The sequence below is a fragment of the Synechococcus sp. Lug-A genome, assembly GCF_024345655.1.
Taxonomy (GTDB): Bacteria; Cyanobacteriota; Cyanobacteriia; order PCC-6307; family Cyanobiaceae; genus MW101C3.
In genome coordinates, this window is record NZ_JAGQBN010000014.1 from 60891 (window position 1) to 84662 (window position 23772).

28 protein-coding genes are annotated in these 23772 nt (G+C 67.7%); 16 read left to right on the forward strand and 12 right to left on the reverse strand.

What is annotated here, in order from left to right; all coding sequences use genetic code 11:
• Window positions 1–15: 15 nt before the first annotated feature.
• The 3 genes from KBY86_RS11370 to KBY86_RS11380 all read right to left on the reverse strand — a co-directional run bounded on the left by KBY86_RS11370 (window position 16) and on the right by KBY86_RS11380 (window position 2840).
• On the reverse strand, window positions 16–1068 hold the full coding sequence (locus KBY86_RS11370) for a long-chain acyl-[acyl-carrier-protein] reductase (protein WP_255141138.1): 1053 nt from the start codon (window positions 1066–1068) through the stop codon (window positions 16–18).
• Between the two features lie 150 nt (window positions 1069–1218).
• The gene (locus KBY86_RS11375) at window positions 1219–1977 is read right to left on the reverse strand and encodes an aldehyde oxygenase (deformylating) (RefSeq protein ID WP_094513179.1); all 759 of its coding nucleotides are present in this window, start codon (window positions 1975–1977) and stop codon (window positions 1219–1221) included.
• Between the two features lie 62 nt (window positions 1978–2039).
• Window positions 2040–2840, reverse strand: a complete 801-nt coding sequence (locus tag KBY86_RS11380) for a creatininase family protein (protein WP_255141139.1) — start codon at window positions 2838–2840, stop codon at window positions 2040–2042.
• Between the two features lie 61 nt (window positions 2841–2901).
• Here KBY86_RS11380 and KBY86_RS11385 point away from each other — a divergent pair, with 61 nt between their 5' ends.
• From KBY86_RS11385 to pgeF, 3 genes are read left to right on the forward strand one after another with little or no spacing between them, the layout of a single operon-like run.
• The gene (locus KBY86_RS11385; protein ID WP_255141140.1) at window positions 2902–4197 is read left to right on the forward strand and encodes a S1 RNA-binding domain-containing protein; all 1296 of its coding nucleotides are present in this window, start codon (window positions 2902–2904) and stop codon (window positions 4195–4197) included.
• On the forward strand, window positions 4194–5081 hold the full coding sequence (locus tag KBY86_RS11390) for a Tab2 family RNA-binding protein (RefSeq protein WP_094513170.1): 888 nt from the start codon (window positions 4194–4196) through the stop codon (window positions 5079–5081). Before KBY86_RS11385 ends, KBY86_RS11390 begins: the two co-directional genes overlap by 4 nt.
• Window positions 5082–5091: 10 nt before the next feature.
• Complete coding sequence (gene pgeF / locus KBY86_RS11395; RefSeq protein ID WP_255141141.1) at window positions 5092–5919, forward strand: peptidoglycan editing factor PgeF; 828 nt, start codon at window positions 5092–5094, stop codon at window positions 5917–5919.
• Here pgeF and KBY86_RS11400 read toward each other — a convergent pair.
• On the reverse strand, window positions 5898–7598 hold the full coding sequence (locus tag KBY86_RS11400; RefSeq protein WP_255141142.1) for an FAD-binding domain-containing protein: 1701 nt from the start codon (window positions 7596–7598) through the stop codon (window positions 5898–5900). The genes pgeF and KBY86_RS11400 overlap by 22 nt on opposite strands.
• A 189-nt stretch (window positions 7599–7787) precedes the next feature.
• Between KBY86_RS11400 and KBY86_RS11405 the strand changes: the two genes are divergently transcribed.
• The gene (locus KBY86_RS11405; RefSeq protein ID WP_094513159.1) at window positions 7788–8150 is read left to right on the forward strand and encodes an AbrB family transcriptional regulator; all 363 of its coding nucleotides are present in this window, start codon (window positions 7788–7790) and stop codon (window positions 8148–8150) included.
• On the opposite strand, the gene KBY86_RS11410 is transcribed toward KBY86_RS11405, so the two are convergent.
• On the reverse strand, window positions 8116–9843 hold the full coding sequence (locus KBY86_RS11410; RefSeq protein WP_255141164.1) for an NAD(P)/FAD-dependent oxidoreductase: 1728 nt from the start codon (window positions 9841–9843) through the stop codon (window positions 8116–8118). The two genes, KBY86_RS11405 and KBY86_RS11410, sit on opposite strands and share 35 nt — an antisense overlap.
• 195 nt (window positions 9844–10038) lie before the next feature.
• On the opposite strand from KBY86_RS11410, the gene KBY86_RS11415 reads away from it, so the two are divergent.
• Window positions 10039–10191 (forward strand): hypothetical protein, encoded by a 153-nt coding sequence (locus KBY86_RS11415; protein WP_198948298.1) that lies wholly within the window; start codon window positions 10039–10041, stop codon window positions 10189–10191.
• A gap of 29 nt (window positions 10192–10220) precedes the next feature.
• Window positions 10221–11018, forward strand: coding sequence for an MBL fold metallo-hydrolase (locus KBY86_RS11420; protein ID WP_255141143.1), 798 nt, complete (start codon window positions 10221–10223; stop codon window positions 11016–11018).
• A gap of 168 nt (window positions 11019–11186) precedes the next feature.
• On the opposite strand, the gene KBY86_RS11425 is transcribed toward KBY86_RS11420, so the two are convergent.
• The 3 genes from KBY86_RS11425 to KBY86_RS11435 all read right to left on the reverse strand — a co-directional run bounded on the left by KBY86_RS11425 (window position 11187) and on the right by KBY86_RS11435 (window position 12623).
• The gene (locus KBY86_RS11425) at window positions 11187–11372 is read right to left on the reverse strand and encodes a hypothetical protein (RefSeq protein WP_094513153.1); all 186 of its coding nucleotides are present in this window, start codon (window positions 11370–11372) and stop codon (window positions 11187–11189) included.
• A gap of 282 nt (window positions 11373–11654) precedes the next feature.
• Window positions 11655–12086 carry a hypothetical protein gene (locus KBY86_RS11430; RefSeq protein ID WP_255141144.1) on the reverse strand — a complete coding sequence of 144 codons (432 nt, stop codon included), beginning with the start codon at window positions 12084–12086 and terminating at the stop codon, window positions 11655–11657.
• A gap of 18 nt (window positions 12087–12104) precedes the next feature.
• Window positions 12105–12623 (reverse strand): pentapeptide repeat-containing protein, encoded by a 519-nt coding sequence (locus tag KBY86_RS11435; protein WP_255141145.1) that lies wholly within the window; start codon window positions 12621–12623, stop codon window positions 12105–12107.
• A gap of 50 nt (window positions 12624–12673) precedes the next feature.
• Between KBY86_RS11435 and KBY86_RS11440 the strand changes: the two genes are divergently transcribed.
• The gene (locus KBY86_RS11440) at window positions 12674–13072 is read left to right on the forward strand and encodes a YraN family protein (protein ID WP_255141146.1); all 399 of its coding nucleotides are present in this window, start codon (window positions 12674–12676) and stop codon (window positions 13070–13072) included.
• A gap of 15 nt (window positions 13073–13087) precedes the next feature.
• Here KBY86_RS11440 and KBY86_RS11445 read toward each other — a convergent pair whose 3' ends face one another.
• Entirely contained in the window at window positions 13088–13336 is a 249-nt protein-coding gene (locus tag KBY86_RS11445) for a hypothetical protein (protein ID WP_198948297.1), read from the reverse strand.
• Between the two features lie 330 nt (window positions 13337–13666).
• Here KBY86_RS11445 and rsmA point away from each other — a divergent pair, with 330 nt between their 5' ends.
• From rsmA to KBY86_RS11480, 7 genes are all read left to right on the forward strand, one after another.
• Entirely contained in the window at window positions 13667–14533 is an 867-nt protein-coding gene (rsmA, locus tag KBY86_RS11450) for a 16S rRNA (adenine(1518)-N(6)/adenine(1519)-N(6))-dimethyltransferase RsmA (RefSeq protein WP_255141147.1), read from the forward strand.
• A gap of 13 nt (window positions 14534–14546) precedes the next feature.
• Window positions 14547–15542 carry a 4-(cytidine 5'-diphospho)-2-C-methyl-D-erythritol kinase gene (gene ispE / locus KBY86_RS11455; RefSeq protein ID WP_255141148.1) on the forward strand — a complete coding sequence of 332 codons (996 nt, stop codon included), beginning with the start codon at window positions 14547–14549 and terminating at the stop codon, window positions 15540–15542.
• Window positions 15543–15598: 56 nt separating this feature from the next.
• Window positions 15599–15907: a DUF3082 domain-containing protein gene (locus KBY86_RS11460; protein ID WP_255141165.1), complete on the forward strand. Its 309-nt coding sequence runs from the start codon at window positions 15599–15601 to the stop codon at window positions 15905–15907.
• A gap of 266 nt (window positions 15908–16173) precedes the next feature.
• Window positions 16174–17157 (forward strand): pyruvate dehydrogenase complex E1 component subunit beta, encoded by a 984-nt coding sequence (locus KBY86_RS11465; RefSeq protein ID WP_255101252.1) that lies wholly within the window; start codon window positions 16174–16176, stop codon window positions 17155–17157.
• A gap of 1 nt (window position 17158) precedes the next feature.
• Complete coding sequence (secD, locus tag KBY86_RS11470; RefSeq protein ID WP_255141149.1) at window positions 17159–18676, forward strand: protein translocase subunit SecD; 1518 nt, start codon at window positions 17159–17161, stop codon at window positions 18674–18676.
• A gap of 6 nt (window positions 18677–18682) precedes the next feature.
• Window positions 18683–19681 carry a protein translocase subunit SecF gene (secF, locus tag KBY86_RS11475; RefSeq protein WP_255141150.1) on the forward strand — a complete coding sequence of 333 codons (999 nt, stop codon included), beginning with the start codon at window positions 18683–18685 and terminating at the stop codon, window positions 19679–19681.
• Window positions 19678–19860 carry a hypothetical protein gene (locus KBY86_RS11480; protein WP_255101255.1) on the forward strand — a complete coding sequence of 61 codons (183 nt, stop codon included), beginning with the start codon at window positions 19678–19680 and terminating at the stop codon, window positions 19858–19860. Before secF ends, KBY86_RS11480 begins: the two co-directional genes overlap by 4 nt.
• Before the next feature lie 82 nt (window positions 19861–19942).
• On the opposite strand, the gene KBY86_RS11485 is transcribed toward KBY86_RS11480, so the two are convergent.
• The 3 genes from KBY86_RS11485 to psb28 are packed head-to-tail and all read right to left on the reverse strand — an operon-like array spanning window position 19943 to window position 22412.
• Window positions 19943–20956 (reverse strand): AI-2E family transporter, encoded by a 1014-nt coding sequence (locus KBY86_RS11485; protein WP_255141151.1) that lies wholly within the window; start codon window positions 20954–20956, stop codon window positions 19943–19945.
• Entirely contained in the window at window positions 20953–22032 is a 1080-nt protein-coding gene (locus KBY86_RS11490; protein ID WP_255141152.1) for an AI-2E family transporter, read from the reverse strand. The genes KBY86_RS11485 and KBY86_RS11490 overlap by 4 nt, the downstream gene beginning before the upstream one ends.
• The gene (gene psb28 / locus KBY86_RS11495) at window positions 22029–22412 is read right to left on the reverse strand and encodes a photosystem II reaction center protein Psb28 (RefSeq protein ID WP_255141153.1); all 384 of its coding nucleotides are present in this window, start codon (window positions 22410–22412) and stop codon (window positions 22029–22031) included. The genes KBY86_RS11490 and psb28 overlap by 4 nt, the downstream gene beginning before the upstream one ends.
• Before the next feature lie 129 nt (window positions 22413–22541).
• Between psb28 and KBY86_RS11500 the strand changes: the two genes are divergently transcribed.
• Window positions 22542–23291 (forward strand): GUN4 domain-containing protein, encoded by a 750-nt coding sequence (locus tag KBY86_RS11500; protein ID WP_255141154.1) that lies wholly within the window; start codon window positions 22542–22544, stop codon window positions 23289–23291.
• A gap of 28 nt (window positions 23292–23319) precedes the next feature.
• Window positions 23320–23739, forward strand: coding sequence for an ATP-binding protein (locus KBY86_RS11505; RefSeq protein WP_255101259.1), 420 nt, complete (start codon window positions 23320–23322; stop codon window positions 23737–23739).
• The last annotated feature ends 33 nt before the right edge of the window (window positions 23740–23772 follow it).

The window sequence follows — 23772 nt, forward strand, 5'->3', positions numbered from 1 at the left end:
AGCGAGCCGAAAGGGTCAGGCGACGGCGGCGGCCAGCGGCTGCGGAACCACCGGCTCCAGGCCGAGCGGTTGGAAGCCATGGCGGAGGGACGCGTTGCCAATCTGTTCCATCGACTCGACGCTGATGTTGTTGCGGCCCCAGCTGAAGTTGGTATGCCAGCCTTCGAATTCCAGCAGCATCGCCTCTGCGAAACAGGCAAACATCTGGCGCTTGGGATTCTCCATTTCGGCAACTTCCATCATCTGCCAGTCGATGTCGTTGAAGAACTCCACCACGCCACCTTTTAGCACGTGCACACCATCACCGGCCGCCTTGGTGTCGAGGTTCTTTGGGTAGCCGCCATCGATCATTAGGCAGGGGTGCTGCAGACGCTCACGATCGATCGTGAGCGTCTGCGGCAGGCTGGCAACCCAGACCACCACATTCGCCTCTGCTAGGGCGTCTTCAAGCGGAAGAATGCGGCCGCCTCCGAGCTCGCTCTGCAGATCCAGCAGGCGTTGGCGCTGCCGGGCGACCAGCAGGAGCTCACCCACGCCGGTGCGCTGGCTCAGCCAGCGGCACACCCCACTGCCGATGTCGCCGGTGGCGCCCACCACCGCCACCTTGGCGGTGGAGAGATCAATGCCGAGATGCGGAGCGTTGGTTTCAACCTGGCGGCAGATCACCCAGGCGGTGTGGGTGTTTCCAGTGGTGAAACGCTCCCACTCCAGGGTGGTGGAGCGAATCTGCTGAAACTTGGAGAGATCGAAGTTCTCGAAAATGATCGAGGTGAAGCCGCCCAGCGCCGTGATCGCAATGCCGCTCTTCTGGGCGAGCTCCATGGCGTTCTGAACTTTGCGCGTGGCCGTCTTGAAGCGGCTCAGCATCTCCGGCACGAAGCAGGAGTCGATGTAGACCCCTTGGATGGTTTTGCCCGTGAGGCTAGTGACACTGACCGTTTCCAGCAGCTGAGGCGGCGCGCTGCACCACACGTCCAGATCGCCGGCGGCGAACTCGTCGTAGCCGAGAGCTCCGGCCTTGCGACGCGCCTCTTCGAAGCTGCTGGAGTGACCGATCAGACCGAACATGGGAGATGCGTACCCTCAGGCTGAGGGGAAGGTGGCGGGGGCCACAGGGTTGCGCACGCTACATCGGCGGTTGCGAACCGAGGCAGCTGCAGGGTCCATGTACAGACGGAGGGCCGAACCCCGATCCAGCCACCAGACCCCCTCCTTGAATCAGCCGATCAGGGCGGCAGCGGCCATGCGGGCGATCTCGCGGGTGGAGAAGCCGATCTCGGTGAGCGCTTCCTGGTAGGCGATCAGGAAATCTTCGATCAGGCTTTCTTTCTCCATGCCGAGCACGGCTGCATCACCAGCAACCTCTTCGAGCATGCGGCGCACGAGAGGGAGATTGTCGCGGTTGGCTTGCTCAAGCTCAGCGCGGGAGGCTTCAAGGTTGGCTTTCAGCCACTCCTGGCCGTAGTTCAGGTGGGTGTATTCATCACGAACCACACCCTCAGTGATCTTGCGGGCGAAAGGATCAGCGACCGGAATGTAAATGTGATAGGCCGAGATAGCGAAGGCTTCAATCAGCAGGGCCTGAATCAGCAGACAGGTCACCACCTTGCCTTCAGCCAGGGCCGCCTGGAAGTTGCCGTGCAGCGGCAGGAAGAAGCTCTTGGCGAAGGGCATGTCTGCCGTGACGCTCAGATTGCGAGCACAGGCCTGGAAGCCCTTCATGTGCTTCAGCTCCATCCGCGCCAGGCGGGCCAGTTCCTCCGCCTCATCGGGAAGCAGGGTCCCAAGGGAGATGTAGTTGTCGTGGGCTTCCTGCTCACCCTCGATCACAATCGCGTTGATGCGGCTGTAGGCGTCTTTGTAGAGGTCGGTGGTGAAGTCCGGCAGTCCGGCAAGATCGGCCCCGGCCTCCTCGCCGGCTCCAAGGGATGACGTCTGAACGTCAAGGCTGGCCGCCGGAGTGTCGAGCGCAGGCATCGAGGACAAATCGTGAAGGCTTCGACTGTAACCACCGCCGGCCATCTCTGGTCTGCCGCCGTTCAATCGCTGCGTAAGCGCCCACGCGGTGGCCACGGGCTGGCCAGCAGGGATTCCAGCCGCTGACACCAGCCCGCCACCAGCCGCTCGAACAGTTGCTCGCCGAGGGCGGCGCTGGCGCCGCGTGCATCGCCCACCACCCCCGTGGCCGACACATCCGCCGTGAGCCAGGCGTACGGCACGGCGCCCTCCAGGCTCCAGCCGCTGGGGGGTGGGGGCTGCAACTGACCGTCGCAGGGGCGCTCGGGCCCCACCCACTGCGGCTGCAGGTGCAGCATGAGGCTGGTTTCAGCCAGGCCGGCGTGCAGACCATCGCTGCGTTCGGGTTCAGGCAGCAGGGCGCCGATCCCTTCCGGACCGCTCCAGAGAAAACAGGGCAGCACCGCCAGTGCCGGATGGGCGGCGCGCAGCTGGCGGGCAGCCACCTGCAGCAGGGCGATCTGGCCGCCGTGGGCGTTGAAGAGCACAAGGCGCTGAAAACCGGCGGCCGCCAGCTGGGCACCGATCGTCATCACCTGGGCGATCAGCAGCTCAGCCGGCAGGCTGCAGGTGCCGGGGAAGGCAGCGTGTTCAGGTGAGAAGCCGAACCAGGACACCGGCAGCCGCCAGATCGGCAGATCGTCGTCCGCCAGGCGGGCAAGCACGGCATCGGCCACCCGATCGGCGAAGAGAGCATCGGTGCCGAGCGGCAGGTGAGGACCGTGCTGCTCGACGGCGCCGAAGGGCCAGAGCACGGTGCTTCCCGGGCGACTCGCCGCCGCACGCACCTGAGGCCAGCTGAGCCGTTCCAGCGCTCGCTCCATGACCCAACCCTTGTGTTCGGCCCTGATCCTTACAGTGGGCAACTGTCTGCTCCCTTGGACCATGGCCGGCTCCGGCAACCAGCAGCCGCGACAGCCCCGGGAAGGAAGCCGGCGTCCCGTGCCCCCGACGGCGCCGCGGCAACCTGCAGGCGCTCCGGTGCGCAAGCCTCCGCAGGTGTTGCACATCAGCCGCAAGGACGACGAGCCGGTGGCCGACACCAGTGCCCCGATCGCCGCTGATCCGCCCACACCGGTGGCTGCTCCCATGGCCGTGCGGCCGGCGCCCCAGGCCCCTGAAGCCGCCGCCATCTCCGACGACGACCGCTTCGAGACCGCCAGCCTCGAAGGCCTGACGATGGCCGATCTGCTGGGACCCGCCCCGGAAACCGGCCGCAAAGCGGCACGCAAAACAGCACCTGCGGCAGCAGCGGCATCCGGCCAGCCGGCGGCGCCGGCCCGTCAGGTGGACGATTTCGATTTCGACGAAGAAGCCTTCCTTGCCGCGCTTGACGAAAACGAGCCGGTGGGCGTTTCCGGCGAGGTGGTGCCCGGGGTTGTGATCGGCGTCGAAAGCGATGGGGTGTATGTGGACATCGGCGGTAAGGCGCCGGGTTTCATGCCCAAGAGCGAATGCGGCCTCGGTGTGATCACCAACATCAAGGAACGCTTCCCCAAAGGCCTGGCGGTGGAGGTGCTCGTCACCCGCGAGCAGAACGCCGATGGCATGGTCACGATCAGCGCCCGCGCCCTCGCTCTGCGCCAGAGCTGGGAAAAGGTGCGCCAGATGGAGAAGGAGGGCAAGGTCGTGCAGGTCAAGGTGACCGGCTTCAACCGCGGCGGTGTCACCTGCGACCTCGAGGGCCTGCGTGCCTTCATCCCCCGCTCCCAGCTCCAGGACGGCGAAAACCACGAGCAGCTGGTGGGCAAGACCCTCGGCGCCGCCTTCCTGGAGGTGAGTCCCGACAACCGCAAGCTGGTGCTCTCCGAGAAGCGCGCCTCCACAGCGGCCCGCTTCTCCGAAATCGAAGTGGGCCAGCTGGTGGAGGGTCAGGTGGTGGCCGTCAAGCCCTATGGCCTGTTCGTGGATCTCGGCGGGGTGAGCGGCCTGCTGCACCAGTCGTGCATCACCGGCGGCACCCTGCGCGAACTGCGCGAGGTGTTCGATCAGGGCGATCGGGTCCAGGCGATCATCACCTCCGTGGACCCCGGCCGCGGCCGCATAGCCCTCAACACCGCCCTGCTGGAAAACCAGCCGGGTGAACTGCTGATCAACAAGGAACAGGTGCTGCTGGAAGCAGGCGATCGAGCCAACCGGGCCCGCCTCACCCTGCGGCAGCAGGAGCAGGCGCCGGAATGAGCGGTCCTGCCACCGCAGCACCCAGCGCCGACTGGGAACTCGACTACTACTCCAGGCCCGTGCTCGAGGCCGATGGCAAGAAGCGCTGGGAGTTGCTGATCTGCAGCACCCCAGCCTTTGGGAACTCCCGGTCGGCGTTCCGGTGGGTCAAGGTCTGTCCGGCCACCAGCGTGAATTCGATCTGGCTGCAGGAGGCGCTGGCCGAGGCCCTCACCGCCGCCGCCGCCGAGGGCCTGGCAGCGCCGCGCCGGTTGCGGTGCTGGCGCGCCTCGATGCGCACCATGGTGCAGCGTGCCGCCGACGCCATCGGCCTTGAAACCGTGCCGAGCCGGCGTTGCTACGCGCTGATCGAGTGGCTGCAGGAGCGGGAGCAGCAGGTGTATGCCATGGAGGAGGGCTTCATGGCAGGTCCGCTGGCGCCTGCCCCGCTGCCGCCCCAGGCGCCGGCCATGCTGCTGCCGGAAGCGGTGCGCGGCGACAGCTGGAGCTGGGCCACCCTCAGCGTGGCCGACCTGCGCGAAGCCGCCGGCTGGGACGTGGGCTTCGATGGGCTGGTGCCCCTGCCCGCCCAGCTCAGCGACACGGCATCCGTACCTGGCATCCGGGTGTTCAGTGCCCGACGCTCCCTGGCGATCGCCGGCTGGGTGGCCGGGCTTGAGCCCGTGCGCCTGCGTCTCGATGCGGGCGCACTGGTGCTGGAGGCGGGGCTGGAGAACAGCTGGCTGCTGGGTCGCCTGGACCCCGCCGAGGCGGAAGCCGCCCAACAGGCCTTCGTGGCCGCCCGGGACGAGGCCGGTGGGTTGCAGTTCCTCGCCATCCAGAGCGACGAGCGCTCAGAGCGGTTCGAAGGCTTCTGGCTGCTGCGCGATCTCCCTGCCGGCTGAGCGCCACTCCATGGCCGAAGCCACCACGCCCCCCTTTGATCGCACAGACCTGGGCTTCAATGCCCTCGCCGGCTGGACGTGGGTGGGCACCTACGGGGGCTATTACCTTCAGGCCGATCTGCTCTCCGGCTTCGAGCACGGCTTCTTCAGCCGCCAGTGGAGTGGCCGGGGGCCCCACGAATTGGCCGGCTTCATCAGCGCCGGGGTCAGCGTTCACCGCACCCGTCAGATTCACGGCGCAGCGGTGGTGCCTGCCGCGGCGGCCATCGCCGAGCCCTGGCCCGAGGCTGATGGGCTGGTGAGCGATGCGGGCGGCCAGAGCCTGTGGGTGTGCGGCGCCGATTGCACGCCCGTGCTGATCGCCGATCTGGGCAGCGGTCAGGTGGCAGCCTGCCACGCCGGCTGGCGGGGGGTGGCGGGGCGGATCGTGCCGGCGGCGATCGAGCGGCTTGAAGCCGGCGGCAGCCGGTGCCACGACCTGCGGGTGGCCCTGGGCCCGGCCATCAGCGGCCCGGCTTACCAGGTGCACCGCTCCGTCTCCCTGCAGGTGGCCGCAGCGGTCTCTCCTGCTCCCTTGCCCAGCGAGACAGCCCTTGAGCAGCTGGCGCAAGCCGGTGCCCGCCAGGCCGATGCCCACCCCGATCACGACCGCCTCGACATCCGCCGCGCCACCGCTGCCCAGTTGCGTGCGGCCGGACTGCATGACGAGCAGATCAGTGTCTGCCCGCTCTGCACCAGCTCGGAGCCGCTGCTGTTTCACTCCTGGCGCCGGGACCAGGTCAAGGCGGTGCAGTGGAGCGGCATCGTGTCCCAGGGCTACGGCCACAGCTCCAGCTGATCGGGATTGACCCGGCCGCTCGAGCCACGCCGGTGGCGCGACGCAGCCGCCGGGCGCGTGGGGCCCGGCCGCACCCCAGGGCGAAACCAGCTCTCGAGCGCAACCTGCGCTGGTGGGTCGAGTGCGGCGAGCTCCAGCTGTGGCGGGAACAGCTCGGCCCGCTCCTGCTGGGCCCAGGCCACCACCGCCGCAGGGAGGCGGTCGGCCCCGAAGGGCACCGGCTGGCCCGGCATCGCCGCCATCTGTCGGGCGGGGTTCAAGGCCGGATCCGCCGCCTCGCGCCGTGCCGCCAGCTGGCGGATCCGCTCGCGACGGGCCTGCTCGTAGCTCAGGATCGGGGCAGGGTAAGCCGCCATCGGCGGCGGACAGGCCAGCTGGTCATTGGTGAGCTCGGCCAGCTCGGGCAGCCAGCGGCGGATGAACAGCCCCTGGGGATCGCAGCGCTGCACCGCCACCGCCCCCGGGTGATAGATGCGGGTCCAGGCCTGCGCCTCCCGCTGGGTGACACCGGCCTGCATCGCCCACTGGTAGTGATCGATCGGGCAATCGCCATCGATCAGGTGGCGCATGAAGTGCAGGGCCCCGAAGCGCCAGTCGATGCCGCAGAGATTGGCCAGGAAGCTGGCATAGATCGCCCGGCTGCGGAAGTTCAGCTCCTGCCAGCCGCCTGAACCGCGCAGGCAGCGGGCAGCGGCGTCAACCATGGGAAAACCGGTGCGCCCCTCTTTCCAGGCGGCATAAAGCTCCTCGTTGAACGGCCAGGGTTCCTGATCGAAGCAGCGCCAGAGGGAGCGCAGCTCCAGCTGAGGCAGGTAGCGGAAGCGTTGGGCCATCGATGTGCCCCAGCGCAGGCGGCTGATCAGCTGCCGGGCACTGCGCTGCCGGCGATCGTCAGGGTGATCGACCAGGGGGGCCAGCCGGGCCACCACCTGGCGCGGGCTCAGCACGCCGAACTTGAGATGGGGACTGAGGCCGGTGGTGACCCTGGCCGAGGGCACGCTCAGCTCCCAGTAGTAGGTCTGAGCCGCCGGACCTTCGAGGAAGGTGCGGAGCAGGGACTGGGCCGCCGCGCTGCCGGCCGGCGGCAGCGGTTTGCCATCGGGCTGCAGCCCCAGCGCTTCAAGGCTGGGTACCGGCAGATCCGCGAGCGGATCGGCGGGATCGGTAGGCCGGTCGGGATCGGCTGGAGCCGGCACCATCAACTGCCTGGGCGCCGGTAGGGGCGTGCGGGCCACTGCCTGCTGCCAGAGCTGGCGATAGCGGGGATAGGGAACCAAGGCGTCCACTGCTCCCACCGGCTCGACCCAGCGGATCGGCACAGCGGCGGCGGCCAGCAGGCGATTGACCCGGGCGTCACGCACACGCCCCACGATCCGCTCGCTGTCGGTGTGGGCCATCACACCAGTGGCTCCGCCCTCCCGAACCAGCCGCAGCAGCTCAGCGGCCGGATCACCGAAACGCACCAGCAAGCGGCCGCCCCGTCGCCGCAGGTCTTGGTCGAAGGCCTGCAGCGTGGCCAGCAGGAAAGCAACGCGGGCCACACCGGTTTCCGGATGAAACAGGAGCTGACGGTCCAGAACGAACAACGGCAGCACCGTGCCGAGGCGGCTGGCCTCCAGCAGCGGCTGGTGATCGCTGCAACGCAGATCACGGCGGAACCAGATGATCGTGCGGGTCAAACTCGAGGGGGAAACGACAAGCCACAGCGTGGGGCATGGGAACCACCAGCCGCGAATCCTCACGGTGCATGGGCGAGATAGCGATGAGCATGACCAGATGAGGTGGTCGATGCGCCCTGAAGGACCGCAAAAACCCTTGCATCAAACAAACGTTTATCAGATAATGAGAAGGTTCTGGGTGAAAGGCCAATGTTGAGTGGCGCCGACCTTCTCGCCAAAGTCAAGGAGATGGGGGATGCAAGCAAATCCGACATCGTGCGGGCCTGCGGCTATGTCTCCACAAAGAAGAACGATAGTGAGCGCCTGAATTTCACAGCCTTCTACGAGGCACTGCTCAATGCCAAGGGGGTGGATTTCGGAGCCAATCCAAAGGTAGGAAAAGGCGGTCGCAAGCTGAGTTTCACCACAAAGGTTCAGTTCAACGGCAACCTGATGGTGGGCAAGGCCTATACCGCCCTGCTCGACCTGAAACCGGGGGATGATTTCGAGATCAAGCTGGGGCGCAAGCAGATCCGACTCATCCCGCTGGGCTCCGACGACGAAGACGAGTGAGCGCAACGGCTTCGGCCACTTTGATGCCGTCGATTGCCGCAGAGAGGATCCCCCCGGCGTAACCAGCCCCTTCCCCTGCCGGGAAGAGCCCCGCAATGTTGAGGCTCTGGAAATCATCCAATCGGGGAATTCGAACCGGCGATGAGGTGCGCGTTTCCACTCCGGTCATGACGGCCTCGGGTGCCGCAAAGCCGGGAATGGAACGCTCGAACGCCGGCAGGGCCTCCATCAGCGCCTGCACGGCGAACGGGGGCAGGCAGGCGCGCAGATCGCCGTAGCGCACCCCCGGCGCGTAGGAGGGCTGGGGGGCCGTCGCCGACAGGCCAGACGCCGGGCCAGGCGGGTGAGAATCCGGGGCAGAAGGAGCAACGGCCAGGTCGATCTCGTCCGCTCCGCTGGCCAGGAAATCGCCCAGGCGCTGGGCGGGGGCGTGGTAAGTAGAGCCCGCCGCGTGGAAGGCCGCCGCCTCCCAGTGGCGCTGAAACGCGACCCCCGCCAGGGGGTCGCCGGGCGCCTTGCCATAGGGCGCCAGGTCTTCGAGGCCTACCGTCACAACGATGGCGCTGTTGGCGTTCCGTTCGTTGCGGGAGTGCTGGCTCATGCCGTTGGTCACCACGTGGCCCGGCTCCGAGGCGGCGGCCACCACGAGCCCGCCGGGGCACATGCAGAAGCTGTAGACGCTGCGGCCGGCGCTGCCGTGATGCACCAGCTTGTATTCGGCTGGTCCAAGACGCCGGTGACCGGCGAAGGGCCCCCAGCGGGCCCGATCGATCAGCTCCTGGGGGTGCTCGATCCGCACGCCGATCGAAAAAGGCTTGGCTTCGATCGCCACCCCCACAGCCTCCAGCATCGCGAAGGTGTCCCGGGCGCTGTGTCCCACCGCCAGCACCACGTGGTGGGCCGGCAGCACGGAACCATCGGCCAGCACCACCCCAGAGATGCGCTGCTGCCTGCCACCCTCACCGTCACAGGGCTCCAGCACGAGGCGATCGACGCGGCTCTGGAAGCGGATCTCACCCCCGAGCGCCTCAATGCGGGCCCGCAGCCCACGCACCACGGTGGCCAGCTTGAAGGTGCCGATATGGGGGCGCTGCAGGGTGAGAATCTCCGCATTCGCTCCGCAGGCCACCAGCTCCTCCAGCACCTTGCGCCCGTGGTGCAGGGGATCACGCACCTGGCTGTAGAGCTTGCCGTCGGAGAAGGTGCCGGCGCCACCCTCGCCGAACTGCACATTGGATTCCGGGTCGAACGGACGCTGATGGCGCCAGAAGCCGAAGGCATCGGCAGTGCGTTCCTTCACCGGTTTGCCGCGCTCCAGCAGCAGCGGCCGAAAGCCCATCTGGGCCAGCAGCAGGGCCGCGAAATAGCCACAGGGACCGGCGCCGATCACGATCGGGCGATCCTGGGGGTCGGCGGCGTCAGCCTTGCCCACGAAGCGGTAGGTGGTGTCCGGGGTGGGCCGCAGGTGCGGATCGTTGCGGAAGCGGCGCAGCAGCGGTTTCTCGTCGGCCAGCTCAAGATCCACGCTGTAGCTGAAGCGGATCTCCGCCTTGCTGCGGGCATCCACGCTGCGCTTCACCACGCGGTGGCCGAGCAGAGCGGCCGCGGGAAGCCCCAGCCGCCGCAGGATCGCCTGGCGCAGATCCTCCTCCCCGTGATCGAGAGGGAGCTTGACTTCGCTAAGCCGCAACACAGGATCTGTCACCGCGCCTGGCGCGGCCTGACGCACCCCCTCATTCCAACAGTCCGTGCCCCGCTCGCACAGGCCGAGTCGCGCCGGCCGGGCCGGCCGGTTGCCGCCGGAAGGGTTGCAAAGCTGTGCGCCCCAACCCATCCACCACCAACCGAGACCAAGCGGTGCCAGGGTGGGGGGACTTCCCGCTTTCGCATGGGACTCACCCACTGCCCCCTCTGCGTCGCTCTGGCGGTGTTCAGCGCGGTGCGCTTCAGCGCCCATGCCGTGCTGCTGTGGCAACTGGTCCGCCCCGCTCCCGCGGCATCTGGTGGGCGCCCCTCGCGCCTGCGCTGGCAAGGCGTCTAGCGTCCGGGGCCAGCCGCTCGCCCGCCTCCATGGCCCTGCATGCCACCTATCTCGGTGCCAATGGCTGGTTGCTCGAGTTCGGTGCCCTGCGCGTGCTGGTGGATCCCTGGCTCACCGGCCCCCTGGAGTTTCCACCTGGCCCCTGGTTTTTCCGTGGCAAGTTGCCACAGGAGCGTCCCGCTCCCTTGCCGGTCGATCTGCTGGTGCTCACCCAGGGGCTGCCCGACCATTGCCATCCCGCCAGCCTGGCGCTGCTCCCGCCGACCACTCCGGTGGTGGGGTCTCCCGCGGCGGTGGCCCGGGCGCGTGCGCTTGGCTTCACCCAGCTCACCGCCCTGGCGCACGGCGAAAGCCACTGCCACGAGCAGCTGCGCCTCACGGCTTCGCAGGGGGCTCCGGTGCCGCAGCCGGAAAACGGCTACCTGTTCGACCATCCAGGCGGCCGTCTCTACCTGGAACCGCATGGGTTCCTTGATCCCAGCCTGCCGGAGCAGCCGCTGGACGCCGTGATCACGCCTGTGGTGGATCTGGGTGTGCCGCTGGTGGGGGCGTTCGTGAAGGGCCAGCAGGTGCTGCCCCAGCTGGTGGAGCGCTTCAAGCCCCTCACCGTGCTGGTGAGCACCACCGGCGGGGATGTGCGCTTTGAGGGTGCCCTCAACCGGCTGCTCTGGCTATGGGGATCGCTGCAGGCCGCGGCGGCGATGCTGCCCGAGGGGTGCCGGCTGATCGATTCAAGGGCCGGCGAGCGCTACCGCCTGGAGCAACGCCAGCCAGCCGCCGCCGTGGCCCATGCTGGTGGCGCCAGTTCAGGCACCGCCGCCAGCTGACGCGACCAGTGAGCTCATCCGGCGGTGCTGAGCAGCATTTCCGCCAGCAGCGCGGTGCAGGCTCCCAGCAGGAGGCAACGAAACCCCTTGCCGAGCAGGCTGTTGAGCAGGATCGCTTGCATCGGGATCATGGTGGGGCCTCGAAGGGAAAGGGGGCGGGCGCGGGGATCAGGCGGCAGCGGCGCGCAGGCTGATCACAGCGGCAATCGGCACAGCGAACGGGGGCGAGCCGCTGCGGGTGAGCGGCCAGCGGCGCACCCAGCAGCGGTCGTCGATGTCATCGACGCTCACCACCTGGAAGCTGGTGCCGGCCTGGCTGGCCAGAAGCACAAATTCACCGGGTTGAACAGACATCAGCAGAAGAGGGGAACGGGAACGCAGGCCTCGCTGGTGAGCGACGGCGTGGGCCAACACAGAAGGGAGAAGGTTGACCCCCGAAATGTATCGGAAGATTGCGAGCAATTGACAGCCAGTCACATCGCAGTCGCATGAGTCGGCAAATGCGGATCATGACTGTCGGCCGATCGCGGCGCTGACACACTGGCGCTTGACCCAGTGCCTGCCCAGCCCAAGCAAGGCCAGCGGCTGCAGATGCGCCTGTCCAGCCTTGCCGGCACCCGGCAGTCAGCGTTCGGGTCAGCTGTCTGGCTCGTCTTCCAGCAGCAGCGAATGGAACTCGCGATACAGCTGCTCGTGCTCCTTTATGGCGGCGGCAGCGGGGGCGCCCGCCAGGGGGGTCCGGGGCGTTCGGGCGGGGCCAAGGCCCCCAGGAACCGCCGGTGCTGCTGCTGCTCCAGCAGGCGCACCCGCCGGCGGCGGCTGGCGCTGACGCTCCCGCCTGGCGGTCTCGAGCGTCGCAAGACGCTCCATCAGATGGGGGGGCACCAAGCCATCGGGGCTCGCTTTGATCAGCTCATGAAACAGCTTGTCCGGGTCCTGCTCGGTTTCCACCGCATGCAGCCGCTGCTGCGGCGCGGCAGCGGGGCGGGCCTGCGGGGCCGGCAAGGGCTGGGGAAGCTGGCGGCCCAGCTCGCGAAGCCGCTCAAGGCTGCGTGGATCAAAGCTCATGGCACGGAAGGAGGACCATCAGACGCAGCCGAGGCTGGCGCGGGTGGAGCGGCCGGTGACGGGGTTGGTGCCGGTGGCATCGAGGCAGAGCTTCTTCAGCACATCGGCCCGGAAGGGAACATTGGTGAAATCAGCGCCATCGATCTTCACCGCGTTGAACTTGGTGTTGAACGCGAAGGCATCTTCCAGTAAGGCGTCGCGCAGGTCGGTGCCATCGAGCACCGCGGAGTCAAGAGTCGCCTCACGCAGGTCGGCACCGTGCAGATCCGCATCCTGCAATTTCGCACCGAACAGGGTGGCCCCCCGCAGATCGGCACCGGAAAGATCGGCCTCGCGCAGGTTGGTGAGGCTGAAGGTGACCCCGCGCAGATCGCTGCCATGAAAATCGGCGCCGATCAGCACCTGCTTGGCATAGTCCATCGCCGCCTGGGCCGGCGCCGCCGGCAATAGCGCCACGCCCAGCGCCAGCACCAGCAGCAGCGAAGCAAGCCAGGAACGGCAAGGAAGTCCGGCGCGGCAGCGCAGCGGGGAGGCCATGGCAGCAGGGGACAGAGAGGGAACCCTAGGAACACACGCCTTGGCCCTTCGTGAAAGGAGCCCGACCGCAACAGAGCGCCGACCGGGCGCGCAGCCGTTGCACCGTGCCCGGCCGCTGGGCGGAGCAGCGGGCGCTGCGGCTGCTGCAGACGCGCGGCTGGCGGCTGCTCTCTCAGCGGTGGCAGTGCCGATGGGGCGAACTCGACCTCGTGCTGCTGAAGCCGGGCCGGTTGCTGCTGGTGGAGGTGAAGGGCCGGCGCCGCAGCGGTGCCGATGGCTGGGGCAGGGCCAGCGTGAATCGACGCAAACGGCAGCGGCTGGCGGCCGCCTGGTCGTGCTGGCTGTGCGAACACCCCTGTTGGAGGCACCTGCCGGTGGAAGCGGTGTGCGCGCTGGTGCCGCTGCCACCGGCCCGGGCACCGGTGTGCTGGCTGCGGCTCGAATGGTGAGCGCGGGTGGTCCGCTCAGGGGCTGGACAGGCCAGCGGGGGCGGGCGTGCTCGTGCCGGGAACCGACGGATCGGGAACGGTGAACTCCACCGTGCAGCGGTAGCGGGTGTTGTCCATTCCCACCGAAAAGTCTTCGCAGCGCGTGCTGGTGACCGTGGCGCCCGCCGGCACCTGCTGCATGGCCCTTTGTTTGGCGTTGTCACGGTCCCAGACGGAATCGGCGGTGGCGCTGCCAGCCAGCGCCGGACCACTCAGCAGGGGCATGGCCAAAGCGCCGATCCAGCCGACCCAGGCCAGTGAATGACGGCCAGGGTGCGCTGTTTGCCGCGCCCGGCTTCGAATGAGCGCTGCAGGGCTCACGGCAGCCGGCGGGACGCCAGCGGACCTTGAGGTCAGCGGAATCACAACGGCCTCAGGGAAGCCAGCCGTGGCCGAAGCCGCCGATGCCACTGGCTCCACCCGCTCTGCGGGCTCAGCGTGTTCAACGGGTGCCATGGGTTCAACGCGTACCAATGCAGCCATCGCCCGGTCCCCGTCACTGCACCTTCTCTAGCCGCACCGGAAGGCAATGTGGGAGATCTCACGCCCAGGGTCATGACCTTCAGCGGCCACCGGGCCCGCAAACGCTTCGGCCAGCACTGGCTCACCGATGCCGGCGTGCTCGATCGCATCGTGCAGGCGGCCGAACTCGACGTCCACGACCGGGTGCTGGAGGTGGGGCCGGGCCGGGGGGCGCTGACCGAACGGCTTCTGCAAACCCCCCTGGCCAGCCTCACGGCAGTGGAACTCGACCGCGACCTGGTGGTCGGCTTGCGCCAGCAGTTTGGCGGCGATCCCCGCTTCTGCCTGCTGGAGGGGGATGTGCTTGAGCTTGAGCTGCCGTTGGCCACCAAGGTGGTGGCCAACATCCCGTACAACATCACCGGTCCGCTGCTGGAGCGGCTGGTGGGCCGGCTCGACCGCCCTGCCACTACGGCGTACTCGCGGCTGGTGCTGCTGGTGCAGCAGGAGGTGGGGGAACGCATCCGCTGCCGTGCAGGCAGCAGCGCCTACAGCGCCCTGAGCGTGCGCATGCAGTTGATGGCCCGCTGCAAGGGCGTGTGCGCCGTGCCCCCTCGCTGCTTTCAGCCGCCGCCCCGGGTGCACTCGGAGGTGATCGTGATCGAGCCCTTGCCACTGGCGGAGCGGCTGCCCGTTTCCGTGGCCGCCACGGTGGAGCGGCTGCTGCGGCGCTGCTTCGCAGCCCGGCGCAAGATGCTGCGCAACACCCTGGCGGGCCTGCTGCCGGCGGAGGCGCTCAGTGCCCTGGCCGCTGGTGCCGGCATCGATCTGCAGCAGCGCCCCCAGGACCTGGAGCCCCAGCGCTGGGTGGCGTTGGCGGAGGGCTTGAATCAGGCCGAAGCCTCGGCGCCAGCCGCCCCTCTCAGCGCAGACAAGGCGAGCCTCCATCCCGATCCGTAGCCCAACGCAACCCATGGCAGCACTGAGCCGCAGCCTCACCGTTCTTGCTCCCGCCAAGATCAACCTGCACCTCGAAGTGCTCGGGTTGCGGCCGGATGGCTTCCACGAGCTGGCGATGCTGATGCAGAGCATCGATCTGGAAGACCGGCTGATCCTGCACGAACGGGACGATGGCCGCCTCCAACTGAGCTGTGACTGCCCGGGACTGCCCACGGACGGCACGAACCTGATCAGCCGCGCCGCCCTGCTGCTGCAGCAGCGGCTGGAGGGGCCGCTGCGGGGCGCCGACATCCACCTGGAAAAACGCATCCCGATCGGAGCCGGGCTGGCGGGAGGGTCGAGCGATGCGGCTGCCGCCCTGGTGGGCCTGCACCAACTCTGGAACATGAATCTCCCCCCGGCGACCCTGCTGGAACTGGCGGCGGAGCTGGGCTCCGATGTGCCGTTCTGCCTCGCCGGGGGGGGCCAGCTGTGTTTCGGGCGGGGAGAGCAGCTGGAGCCGGTGCCGGCGGCAGACGATCCCCTGGCCGTACTGCTGATCAAGGATCCAGCGGTGAGTGTGTCGACGCCGTGGGCCTATGGGCGCTGCCGGGAGTTGCGCGGCGACTTCTACCTCGACTGCGAGGCCGACTTCGAGCAACGCCGGGAGCACCTGCGCGGCGGCCCGCTGCTGGCCGCCCTGCGGGGGGAGCGCGGATTGCCGCCCCTGCGCAACGATCTGCAGGCCGTGGTGGAGCCGGAGCAGGCCAGCGTGCGCGAGGGCCTGGCTCTGCTGCGCGGCCTGGCCGGCACCCTCGGCGTGGCGATGAGCGGATCCGGGCCCAGCCTGTTCGCTCTGTTCAGCAGCGCCGCTGAAGCCGCTGCGGCCCAGCAGCAGCTCGCTCCGGCCCTGCAGGCCGCGGGGTTCGACGCCTGGTGCTGCCGCTTCACGCCGGCAGGTGCCAGGGTCATCAGCGATCAGGCCATGCCCCCGGCCGGCTCCGTCCCCGATCCCGACGCCCCACGATGAGCGACCCCCAGCAGACCGACCCCGGCAGCACCTCCGGCAACAGCTCCAGCAGCGGCATGCCAGCGGCCGCCGCCTCACCCACCGCTCCGCCCCGCAAGGGGCCGCTCAGTTTCCTCTCCGGTGCCGTCACCAGCGGCGCCCTGGCCTGGGTGAGCCTGCTGCTCAGCCAACGGGTGGTGACCTACTTCGCCCTCCATCCGCCGAACTACAGCAAACCGTTCGCCCAGAGCATCGGCACCGCCATGAAGACCCTGATCGTGGGCATGAGCTTCCTGGCCACCTTCAGCTTCGCCTTCGTGGGCCTGGGCCTGTTCCTGGTGTTCATTCGCAGCCTCTTGCCCGCCAGCTCCACCGAGCCTTCCTAAGGTTGCTGCCACCACCGGTTCCCCCACCGCTGCGATGACCCCTCACGATCTCGGCCTGCTGGCCCTGCTGCTCTCGCCGGGGATGATCCTGTCGGTGCTCCTGCTCGCCACCTTCGCGGCCGGCGGCTGAGCGGCACCGGCTTCACCCTGGCAGCCCTCAGACCAGCGAGCCTGCACCTCCCCTCCAACGCAGCGAGGCTGCGACTGGCGGGCCTGAGATAAGTTGGCCCCACTTCCGGCACCTGCGCCGGGTCCGCATCTCCCCTGTGGCAGAAACCCTTCTGTTCAACGCCCTGCGCGACGCCATCGACGAGGAGATGGCAAAAGACCCCACCGTCTGCGTGTTCGGCGAAGACGTGGGTCAGTACGGCGGCTCCTACAAAGTCACCAAGGACCTCTACGAGAAATACGGCGAGCTGCGCGTGCTCGACACCCCGATCGCGGAAAACAGTTTCACGGGCATGGCCGTGGGTGCAGCCATGACCGGCCTGCGGCCGATCGTGGAGGGCATGAACATGGGCTTCCTCCTGCTCGCCTTCAACCAGATCTCCAACAACATGGGGATGCTGCGTTACACCAGCGGCGGCAACTACACGATCCCCACGGTGGTGCGCGGCCCCGGCGGAGTGGGGCGTCAGCTCGGGGCTGAACACAGCCAGCGGCTTGAAGCCTATTTCCATGCCGTGCCCGGCATCAAGATCGTTGCCGTCAGCACCCCCACCAACGCCAAGGGCCTGATGAAGGCCGCTATCCGCGATAACAACCCCGTGCTCTTCTTCGAGCACGTGCTGCTGTACAACCTCAGCGAGGAGATCCCTGAAGGCGATTACATCTGCGCCCTTGATCAGGCCGATGTGGTGCGTGAAGGCAAGGACGTAACCATCCTCACGTATTCCCGCATGCGCCACCACTGCCTCAAGGCAGTGCAGCAACTCGAAGCCGAGGGTGTTGATGTGGAGCTGATCGATCTGATCAGCCTCAAACCCTTCGACATGGAGACGATCAGCCGATCGATCCGCAAGACCCATCGGGTGATCGTGGTGGAGGAGTGCATGAAAACCGGTGGCATCGGCGCCGAGCTGATCGCCCTGATCACCGAACACTGCTTCGACGATCTCGACGCTCGTCCCCTGCGCCTCTCCAGTCAGGACATCCCCACCCCCTACAACGGCGGTCTGGAGAACCTCACGATCATTCAGCCCAGCCAGATCGTGGAGGCCGCCCGGCGCCTCAAAGCAGGCACCCTCTGAGATGGCACGCCAGCAAGGATGGGTGGCCCTGATCCTGGCCCTGGCGATTGCCGCCGGGGTGGTCCTGGTCACATTTCCGCTTCAGCTCGGCCTCGATCTGCGCGGCGGCAGCCAGCTCACCCTCCAGGTGATGCCGGCCGGCGCGATTCGGCAGGTGCAGGCCGAGCAGCTCGAAGCGGTGCAGGAGGTGCTTGATCGCCGCATCAACAGCCTCGGGGTGGCCGAATCCACCCTGCAGCGCGTCGGCGATGACCAACTGCTGCTGCAGCTGCCCGGTGAGCAGGATCCCAGCCGCGCCGCCAGGGTGCTGGGCACCACGGCCCTGCTGGAGTTCCGGGTCCAGAAACCCGGCACAGAGCAGCAAATGCAAGGGTTGCTGCGCCTGAAAACCCAGGCCTCCGCCGTGCTCGGCCGGCTGAAGAACAGGCGCCCGGCTGATCCTTCCACCCCCGGGCTCCCTCCGGGCGCCACGCCCCCGCCAGCCCCCAGCTTCCCCGCTGAGGAAATGGCCAAGGCCTTCAGCGCCCTGGGCCTGGAAGTGCCGGCGGGAGCCAGCGAAGCCGACCAGCTCGAACTGCTCCTGGCCGAAGTGAACAAGCGGATCGTGGCTCTCTATGAACCGGCCGCCTTCACGGGCCGTGATCTCACAGGAGCCGGTCGCCAACAGCAGACCAATGGCCCCGGCTGGGATGTGACGTTGAACTTCAACCGCGCCGGAGGGGAAGCCTTCGCACGCCTCACCCAATCGATCGCGGGCACCAACCGACTGCTCGGCATCGTGCTCGATGGACGCTCGATCAGCGAGGCCAGCGTGGGCGAACAGTTCAAGGCGGCTGGGATCACCGGTGGCGCCGCGAGCATTTCCGGCAACTTCACCGCCGAAGAAGCCCGGGATCTGGAGGTGCAACTGCGCGGTGGCTCCCTGCCCCTGCCGATCAAGATCATCGAAGTGCGCACCGTGGGGCCCACGCTCGGGGCCGAGAACATCCGCTCCAGCCTGGTGGCGGCTCTGGGCGGCCTGGCGCTGGTGGCGGTGTTCATGGTGGTGGTCTATCGCCTGCCCGGCTTCGTCTCGGTGCTGGCCCTGCTCCTCTATGCCCTGTTCAACCTCGCGGCCTACGCCCTGATTCCGGTCACGCTGTCGTTGCCGGGCATCGCCGGCTTCATCCTCAGCGTGGGCATGGCGGTGGATGCCAACGTGCTGATCTTCGAGCGGGTGAAGGAGGAGCTGCGCGGCGGCAACACCCTCATCCGCTCGATCGACACGGGTTTCTCGCTGGCCTTCTCCTCAATCATCGATGGCCACGCCACCGGCCTGATCAGTTGCGTGGCCCTGTTCGCCCTCGGCACGGGCCTGGTGAAAGGCTTCGCCGTCACCCTGGCGATCGGCCTGGTGCTGAGCCTGTTCACCGCACTCACCTGCACCCGCACCCTGCTGCGGCTGCTGATGAGCTACCCCTCGCTGCGACGCCCCACCTACTTCCTCCCGGGCAGCGAGCTTCCCTCCCCTGCCGCCTGAATTCCCATGAGCCCCACAGCCGCGGATTCAGTTCCGGCGATCCGTTACTTCCGCATCAATCGCCATCGCCGTCTCGCCTGGGCCGCCTCAGGAGCGGCTTGCCTGCTGAGCCTGATTGGCTTGCTGCTCAGCTGGCTGAATCCGTCGATCGGCCTGCCGCTGAGGCCAGGCCTCGACTTCACCGGTGGCACCCGCATCCAGCTGGAGAGGGCCTGTGGTTCCAGCTGCACTCCGCTCACGGCGCCGCAGGTGGAAGAGCAGCTTGCCCGGGTGAAGCTGCCCGAGGAGGCCGGGGTGGCCGCACCCCAGCTCGAGCGCGCCCCTCTGCAGGTGCTTGATGGCGGCCGCTCGATCGACCTGCGCATGCCCACCCTCAGTGCCGATCAGAGCACGGCCCTGATCGACCAGCTCAGCAGCCGGATTGGCCCGTTCCTTCCGGGAGACACCTCGGTGGAAACGATCGGTCCCACCCTGGGTGTCCAGCTGCTGAGGAGCAGTCTGGTGTCCCTGCTGGTGAGTTTCGCGGCCATCGCCGTCTACATCAGCTTCCGCTACGACCGCCTGTTCGCCTCCCTGGCCATCCTCTGCCTCGGCCACGATGTTCTGATCACGGCCGGGCTGTTCGCCTGGCTGGGCCTGGTGCTGGGCGTGGAGGTGGACTCGCTGTTCGCGGTTTCGCTGATCACGGTGGCTGGCTATTCCGTCAACGACACCGTGGTGGTGTTCGATCGCATCAGGGAGCAGAAATCCCTGCTCGGCCACCTTCCCATCGAGGATCAGGTGGATGTGGCCGTGGATGCCACGCTCACCCGTTCGCTCTACACCTCGCTCACCACCCTGTTGCCGCTGCTGGGCATGATCTTCTTTGGCGGCAGCAGCCTGTTCTGGTTTGCCGTGGCGCTCGCCACTGGAATCGCCGTCGGGAGTTGGTCGAGCATCGGCGTGGCGCCCACCCTGCTCAGCCTGATCACAGCATCGAACCGGGCGCGCAGCCCGCTGGCATGAGCCGCATTCCCTTTGTGCCGGTGGTGCTCGTGCTGCTGGCGCTGCTTGAACTCAGGACCGAATTCCTGCTGCTCAGTGATCACTTCACCATGGCCGCCGTGATCGCCGCGGTGAGCCGCCATCCCCTGCCGATCGGCGTGCTGGTGCTGGCGCCTGAGCTGTTCAACCGCTTCCGCTGAACGCAGCAAGCGTGTGGATCGCAGCGATCCGTGGGTTGGGCAGCGATCACAGCCACACTTCGCCCCCTGCCTGGGAAACCAGCTAAGGCGCTTCCAGCGTCCAGCGGTCCATCACCTGTTCCACCAGCACCTTCTGGCAGATCACCTGCAGCACCACCACCAGCGGCAGGGCCAGCAGCACCCCGGGCAGGCCCAGCAGGGCGCCCATGCAGAGCTGGGCCATCAGTGCCACTGTGGGCAGCATGTTGACCGTACGGCTGAGCAGCACGGGCGTGAGCACGAAGGCTTCCAGGTTCTGAAGCAGCAGGCGCAGCAGCAGCACCTGCAGCACCTTGGCCGGGGAAATCAGCAGGGCCACCGCCAGTGGCAGCAAGGTGGCGGCCGTGGGACCGATCGTGGGCACAAAGGTGAGCAGGCCACACACCAAGGCGCTGAGCAGGGCCAGCGGCACCCTCAGCAGCGCCAGGCCGGCCCAGGTGAGCAGAAAAACGGTGACGGCGGAGATCGTCATGCCAGCCAGCCAGCCGCCCATGGCCTGACGGCAATCGTGCAGCAGGCTCTCCATGCCGGGGCGGGCAAAGCGCGGGGAAACGGCAAGCAGCAGGCGCTGGTGGCTGCGGGGATCGAGCGCGAGCAGCAAAGCCAGCAGCACCATCAGCAGCACCTGGATGGTGGTATTGGCGGTGCTCCCTGCCACCCCCAGCAACTGGGTGCCGAGCGGTTGCAGCCTGTCCAACGTGGTGAAACTGGCGAACTGCTGCTCGAGGCTCTGGAACCCCTTGATCCCACCGGCCAGTTCCCCCAAGCGCTGCACCAGCTCCGGCACCAGGCGCGTGAATTCACCGGCCTGCTCCACCAGCTCGGGCAACAGCAGCTCCGACACCTTCCAGCCCAGCAGCACCAACACCAAGAGCACCGACAACAGGGCGGTGGGCCGGTTGATCGGCAGCCGCCGGCGCAGCTGGGTGACCGGCACATCGAGCGCTACGGCCAGCACCACGGCTCCGAACAGCACCAACAGCACCCAGCGGAGCTCCCAGAGGAGCAGCCCCAGCACCACGAGGCCCAGGAGTCCGAGCACAGCGCGAGGCTTCATGAAAGCCGACGCTGAAGCTGCCAGGGGTTGAGCACGTCGTGGATCAGTACTTCACGAATGATCACCTGTAGACACACCGCCAACGGCAGCGCCAGCAACAATCCGATCGGTCCGAACATCACCGTGAACAGGAACTGGGCGCACAGGGTGAGGCCGGGCAGCAACTTGAGCTGGTGATGCATCACCGAAGGAGTGATCACATAGCTCTCCAGATGCTGGATGACCAGATAGAGGCCAAGCACCGCCACCGCTTTCCAGGGGGCATCGAGCAGCGCCACCGACATCGGAAAGATGGTGCTCAAGGTGGGTCCCACATTGGGGATCACGTTCAGCAGGCCGGCCAGCAACGCATTGGCCACCACAAGATTCACCCCCAGCAGCCAGAGGCCGATGCCTGAGAGCAGCGCCACGAAGCAGGAGCTGATCAACACCCCCACCATCCAGTCGCTGAGGGCGGTGCCGCAGAGTTCGAGCACGCGGCGGAAGCGGCGACGGTAGAAGGAGGGCACCAGCAATACCGCCACTTCCCTGTAGGCGGTGGGTTGCACCGCCACCATCAGGCTCACGGCCACCACGAACAGCAGCTGCACAGCGCCGCTGCCGAGATTTCCCGCCAGACCCAGGAGCCGCATTGCCCCCTGGCCGATCCCGCCGGCCAGGGCGGCGGTGCTGTCCCCGCCGGCCGGCAACAGGGAGGTCAGCCACCCGAAATCAAGGCGGGTGTCCTGCTGGCCATAGATTATCGTCCCCCCCCAGGAGAGGGTTTCGCGGCCCATCTTCAGCAGCAGCGCGGCGGCGGCGGGCACCTTGGTGAGCAGCAGTCCGAACTGCTCGGCGAAGGGGGGGATGAGCACCGCGATGGCCACGGACAGCACCACCACCAGCCCGAGCACGCTCACCAACAGCGCCAGCGAGCGGTTGCAGCGCAACCGTTGCTGCACGAATCCCACCAGGGTGCAGATCGCCATGGCCAGCACCACGGCGGCAAAGACCTGAATCACCACACCGCGCAGGCTCCAGAGCAGTGCGGCAGCGGCGATGGTGGCGGCGAACCCAAGCCAGTTCCCGAAGTTCAAGCCGGATCCGACTCCGCAGCAGGGTCTCCAGCGTCAGCCTCGTCGTCCTGGCCGGCGAAGCCAAGGCCGTGGCCCGCGGCATAGCGCTCCGCGAAACGCATGAAGCGCTCGAAATCTTCTTCGTTCTTCCAGGTGTAGGTGGCTTCGATGGCGCTGGCGCGGCCGTTCACGAAGCGAGCCTTCACCTCACGGGTCACGAGCTCCCCCTCTTCATCAAGGAGGAACATGCCGGTGATGTCACCAATGCTTTCGGGGGCCAGTGCTTCCGGCTCCTCGAACACGAACATCGCCTGGCCGGTGCGGCCGTCGCGGGAGCGGGTCAGCCGGATGTCGGGAATCACGGGTTCGTCCACCCCGCGGAAGAACTGAATAGCCGTCATCGCAGAGGGGTGGAAAATTCGATCCTAGGCAGAGCCGGATCGGCGCTTCACGGTGCGTCGTCTCCGACCCGTAGGGCTCGGCTGACATAGTGGGCAACACGCTGGCCCTGCTCTGGCTGGCTGAACGCCATGCTTTCCGGACCACCCGCCTCTGCCACGGTCACAGCCGATCAGCTGCTGGAGCGGTTCCTCAGCGCTTCCCCACGGCAGCAGCGCAGCCTGCTGGCCCAGCTGGAGGCACGTCGCACCGAGCTGCGCCCTCTGCTGATCGATCGCTTAGCGGGGCTTGATGCCAGCGGCGACGACTGGGTGCCGGGCGCCTTGATCCACTGGCTGTTGAGCGAGACCGACCCCCTGGCTGCCGATTTCCGCGGCCGGTACCCCCAGGGGTGGCTGGAAACCCCTAGCGGCAGCGGCATCGACTACCAGCCTCTGCAGGCGGCCCTGAGCGAGCAGGCCTTCGAGCTGGCCGATCGCTGCACGAGCTCGATCCTGCGCCAGCTGGCCGGGCCCGCCGCCGAGGCCCGCGGGTACGTCTATTTCAGCGAGGTGCCACCGATCAGCGGCATCGATCTGCAGACCCTCGACCGGCTCTGGCTCTGCTATTCGCGCGGACGCTTCGGCTTCTCCGTACAGGGGCGCCTGCTGCAGGCCTGCGGCGGCCGCTGGGAGCGGTTGTGGCCCAAGCTCGGCTGGAAGGAGGAGGGCCTCTGGACCCGCTACCCCAAGGCTTTCACCTGGTCGTTGGAGGCACCGGATGGGCATATGCCCCTGATCAACCAGCTCCGGGGCGTGCGGCTGATGGATGCGCTGCTCAGCCATCCGGCGCTGCAACAGCGCGTGAAGGGTGTCGCTGAGGGCAACGGCGCACGGCGTTAGGGTCAAGCCAGAGCGGAAAGCGGAGTCGATGCCCCGGCCATTGGTCCCATCCCTGCGCTGGACCGATTTCATCACCCCTTCCACCCTGCAACTGGCGCCGCTCCTGGAGCTGCTGTTGGAGCCGATGCGCAGGGCCCACAACCTGGCCCAGCTTCAGCTCGGCTTGCAGGAAGCCCTGGTGAACGCCGTCCGCCATGGCAACGGCGGCGATCCGGGCAAGTGCCTGCGCATCCGTCGCATCCAGACCCCGCGCTGGATGATCTGGCAGATCCAGGACGAAGGCACGGGCGTGCCGACAGCGCGGCGCACCAGCGCCCTGCCGGAGGAACCCGGCTCCTGCTGCGGCCGTGGATTCTTCCTCATCCACCACTGCTTCGACGACGTGCGCTGGAGCGACCGGGGCAACCGCCTGCAGCTGGCGGTGCAGATCCGGCCCGAACGGGGCTGAGTGCTCAGCAGGGTCCTCGGTTGGTGCCCACGA

Coding starts and splice junctions, on each gene's coding strand:
- KBY86_RS11370 (WP_255141138.1), bottom strand. CDS start 1,068: ATGTTCGGTCTGATCGGTCACTCCAGCAGCTTCGAAGAGGCGCGTCGC.
- KBY86_RS11375 (WP_094513179.1), bottom strand. CDS start 1,977: ATGCCTGCGCTCGACACTCCGGCGGCCAGCCTTGACGTTCAGACGTCA.
- KBY86_RS11380 (WP_255141139.1), bottom strand. CDS start 2,840: ATGGAGCGAGCGCTGGAACGGCTCAGCTGGCCTCAGGTGCGTGCGGCG.
- KBY86_RS11385 (WP_255141140.1), top strand. CDS start 2,902: ATGGCCGGCTCCGGCAACCAGCAGCCGCGACAGCCCCGGGAAGGAAGC.
- KBY86_RS11390 (WP_094513170.1), top strand. CDS start 4,194: ATGAGCGGTCCTGCCACCGCAGCACCCAGCGCCGACTGGGAACTCGAC.
- pgeF (WP_255141141.1), top strand. CDS start 5,092: ATGGCCGAAGCCACCACGCCCCCCTTTGATCGCACAGACCTGGGCTTC.
- KBY86_RS11405 (WP_094513159.1), top strand. CDS start 7,788: ATGTTGAGTGGCGCCGACCTTCTCGCCAAAGTCAAGGAGATGGGGGAT.
- KBY86_RS11415 (WP_198948298.1), top strand. CDS start 10,039: ATGGGACTCACCCACTGCCCCCTCTGCGTCGCTCTGGCGGTGTTCAGC.
- KBY86_RS11420 (WP_255141143.1), top strand. CDS start 10,221: ATGGCCCTGCATGCCACCTATCTCGGTGCCAATGGCTGGTTGCTCGAG.
- KBY86_RS11425 (WP_094513153.1), bottom strand. CDS start 11,372: ATGTCTGTTCAACCCGGTGAATTTGTGCTTCTGGCCAGCCAGGCCGGC.
- KBY86_RS11430 (WP_255141144.1), bottom strand. CDS start 12,086: ATGAGCTTTGATCCACGCAGCCTTGAGCGGCTTCGCGAGCTGGGCCGC.
- KBY86_RS11435 (WP_255141145.1), bottom strand. CDS start 12,623: ATGGCCTCCCCGCTGCGCTGCCGCGCCGGACTTCCTTGCCGTTCCTGG.
- KBY86_RS11445 (WP_198948297.1), bottom strand. CDS start 13,336: ATGCCCCTGCTGAGTGGTCCGGCGCTGGCTGGCAGCGCCACCGCCGAT.
- rsmA (WP_255141147.1), top strand. CDS start 13,667: ATGACCTTCAGCGGCCACCGGGCCCGCAAACGCTTCGGCCAGCACTGG.
- ispE (WP_255141148.1), top strand. CDS start 14,547: ATGGCAGCACTGAGCCGCAGCCTCACCGTTCTTGCTCCCGCCAAGATC.
- KBY86_RS11460 (WP_255141165.1), top strand. CDS start 15,599: ATGCCAGCGGCCGCCGCCTCACCCACCGCTCCGCCCCGCAAGGGGCCG.
- secD (WP_255141149.1), top strand. CDS start 17,159: ATGGCACGCCAGCAAGGATGGGTGGCCCTGATCCTGGCCCTGGCGATT.
- secF (WP_255141150.1), top strand. CDS start 18,683: ATGAGCCCCACAGCCGCGGATTCAGTTCCGGCGATCCGTTACTTCCGC.
- KBY86_RS11480 (WP_255101255.1), top strand. CDS start 19,678: ATGAGCCGCATTCCCTTTGTGCCGGTGGTGCTCGTGCTGCTGGCGCTG.
- KBY86_RS11485 (WP_255141151.1), bottom strand. CDS start 20,956: ATGAAGCCTCGCGCTGTGCTCGGACTCCTGGGCCTCGTGGTGCTGGGG.
- psb28 (WP_255141153.1), bottom strand. CDS start 22,412: ATGACGGCTATTCAGTTCTTCCGCGGGGTGGACGAACCCGTGATTCCC.
- KBY86_RS11500 (WP_255141154.1), top strand. CDS start 22,542: ATGCTTTCCGGACCACCCGCCTCTGCCACGGTCACAGCCGATCAGCTG.
- KBY86_RS11505 (WP_255101259.1), top strand. CDS start 23,320: ATGCCCCGGCCATTGGTCCCATCCCTGCGCTGGACCGATTTCATCACC.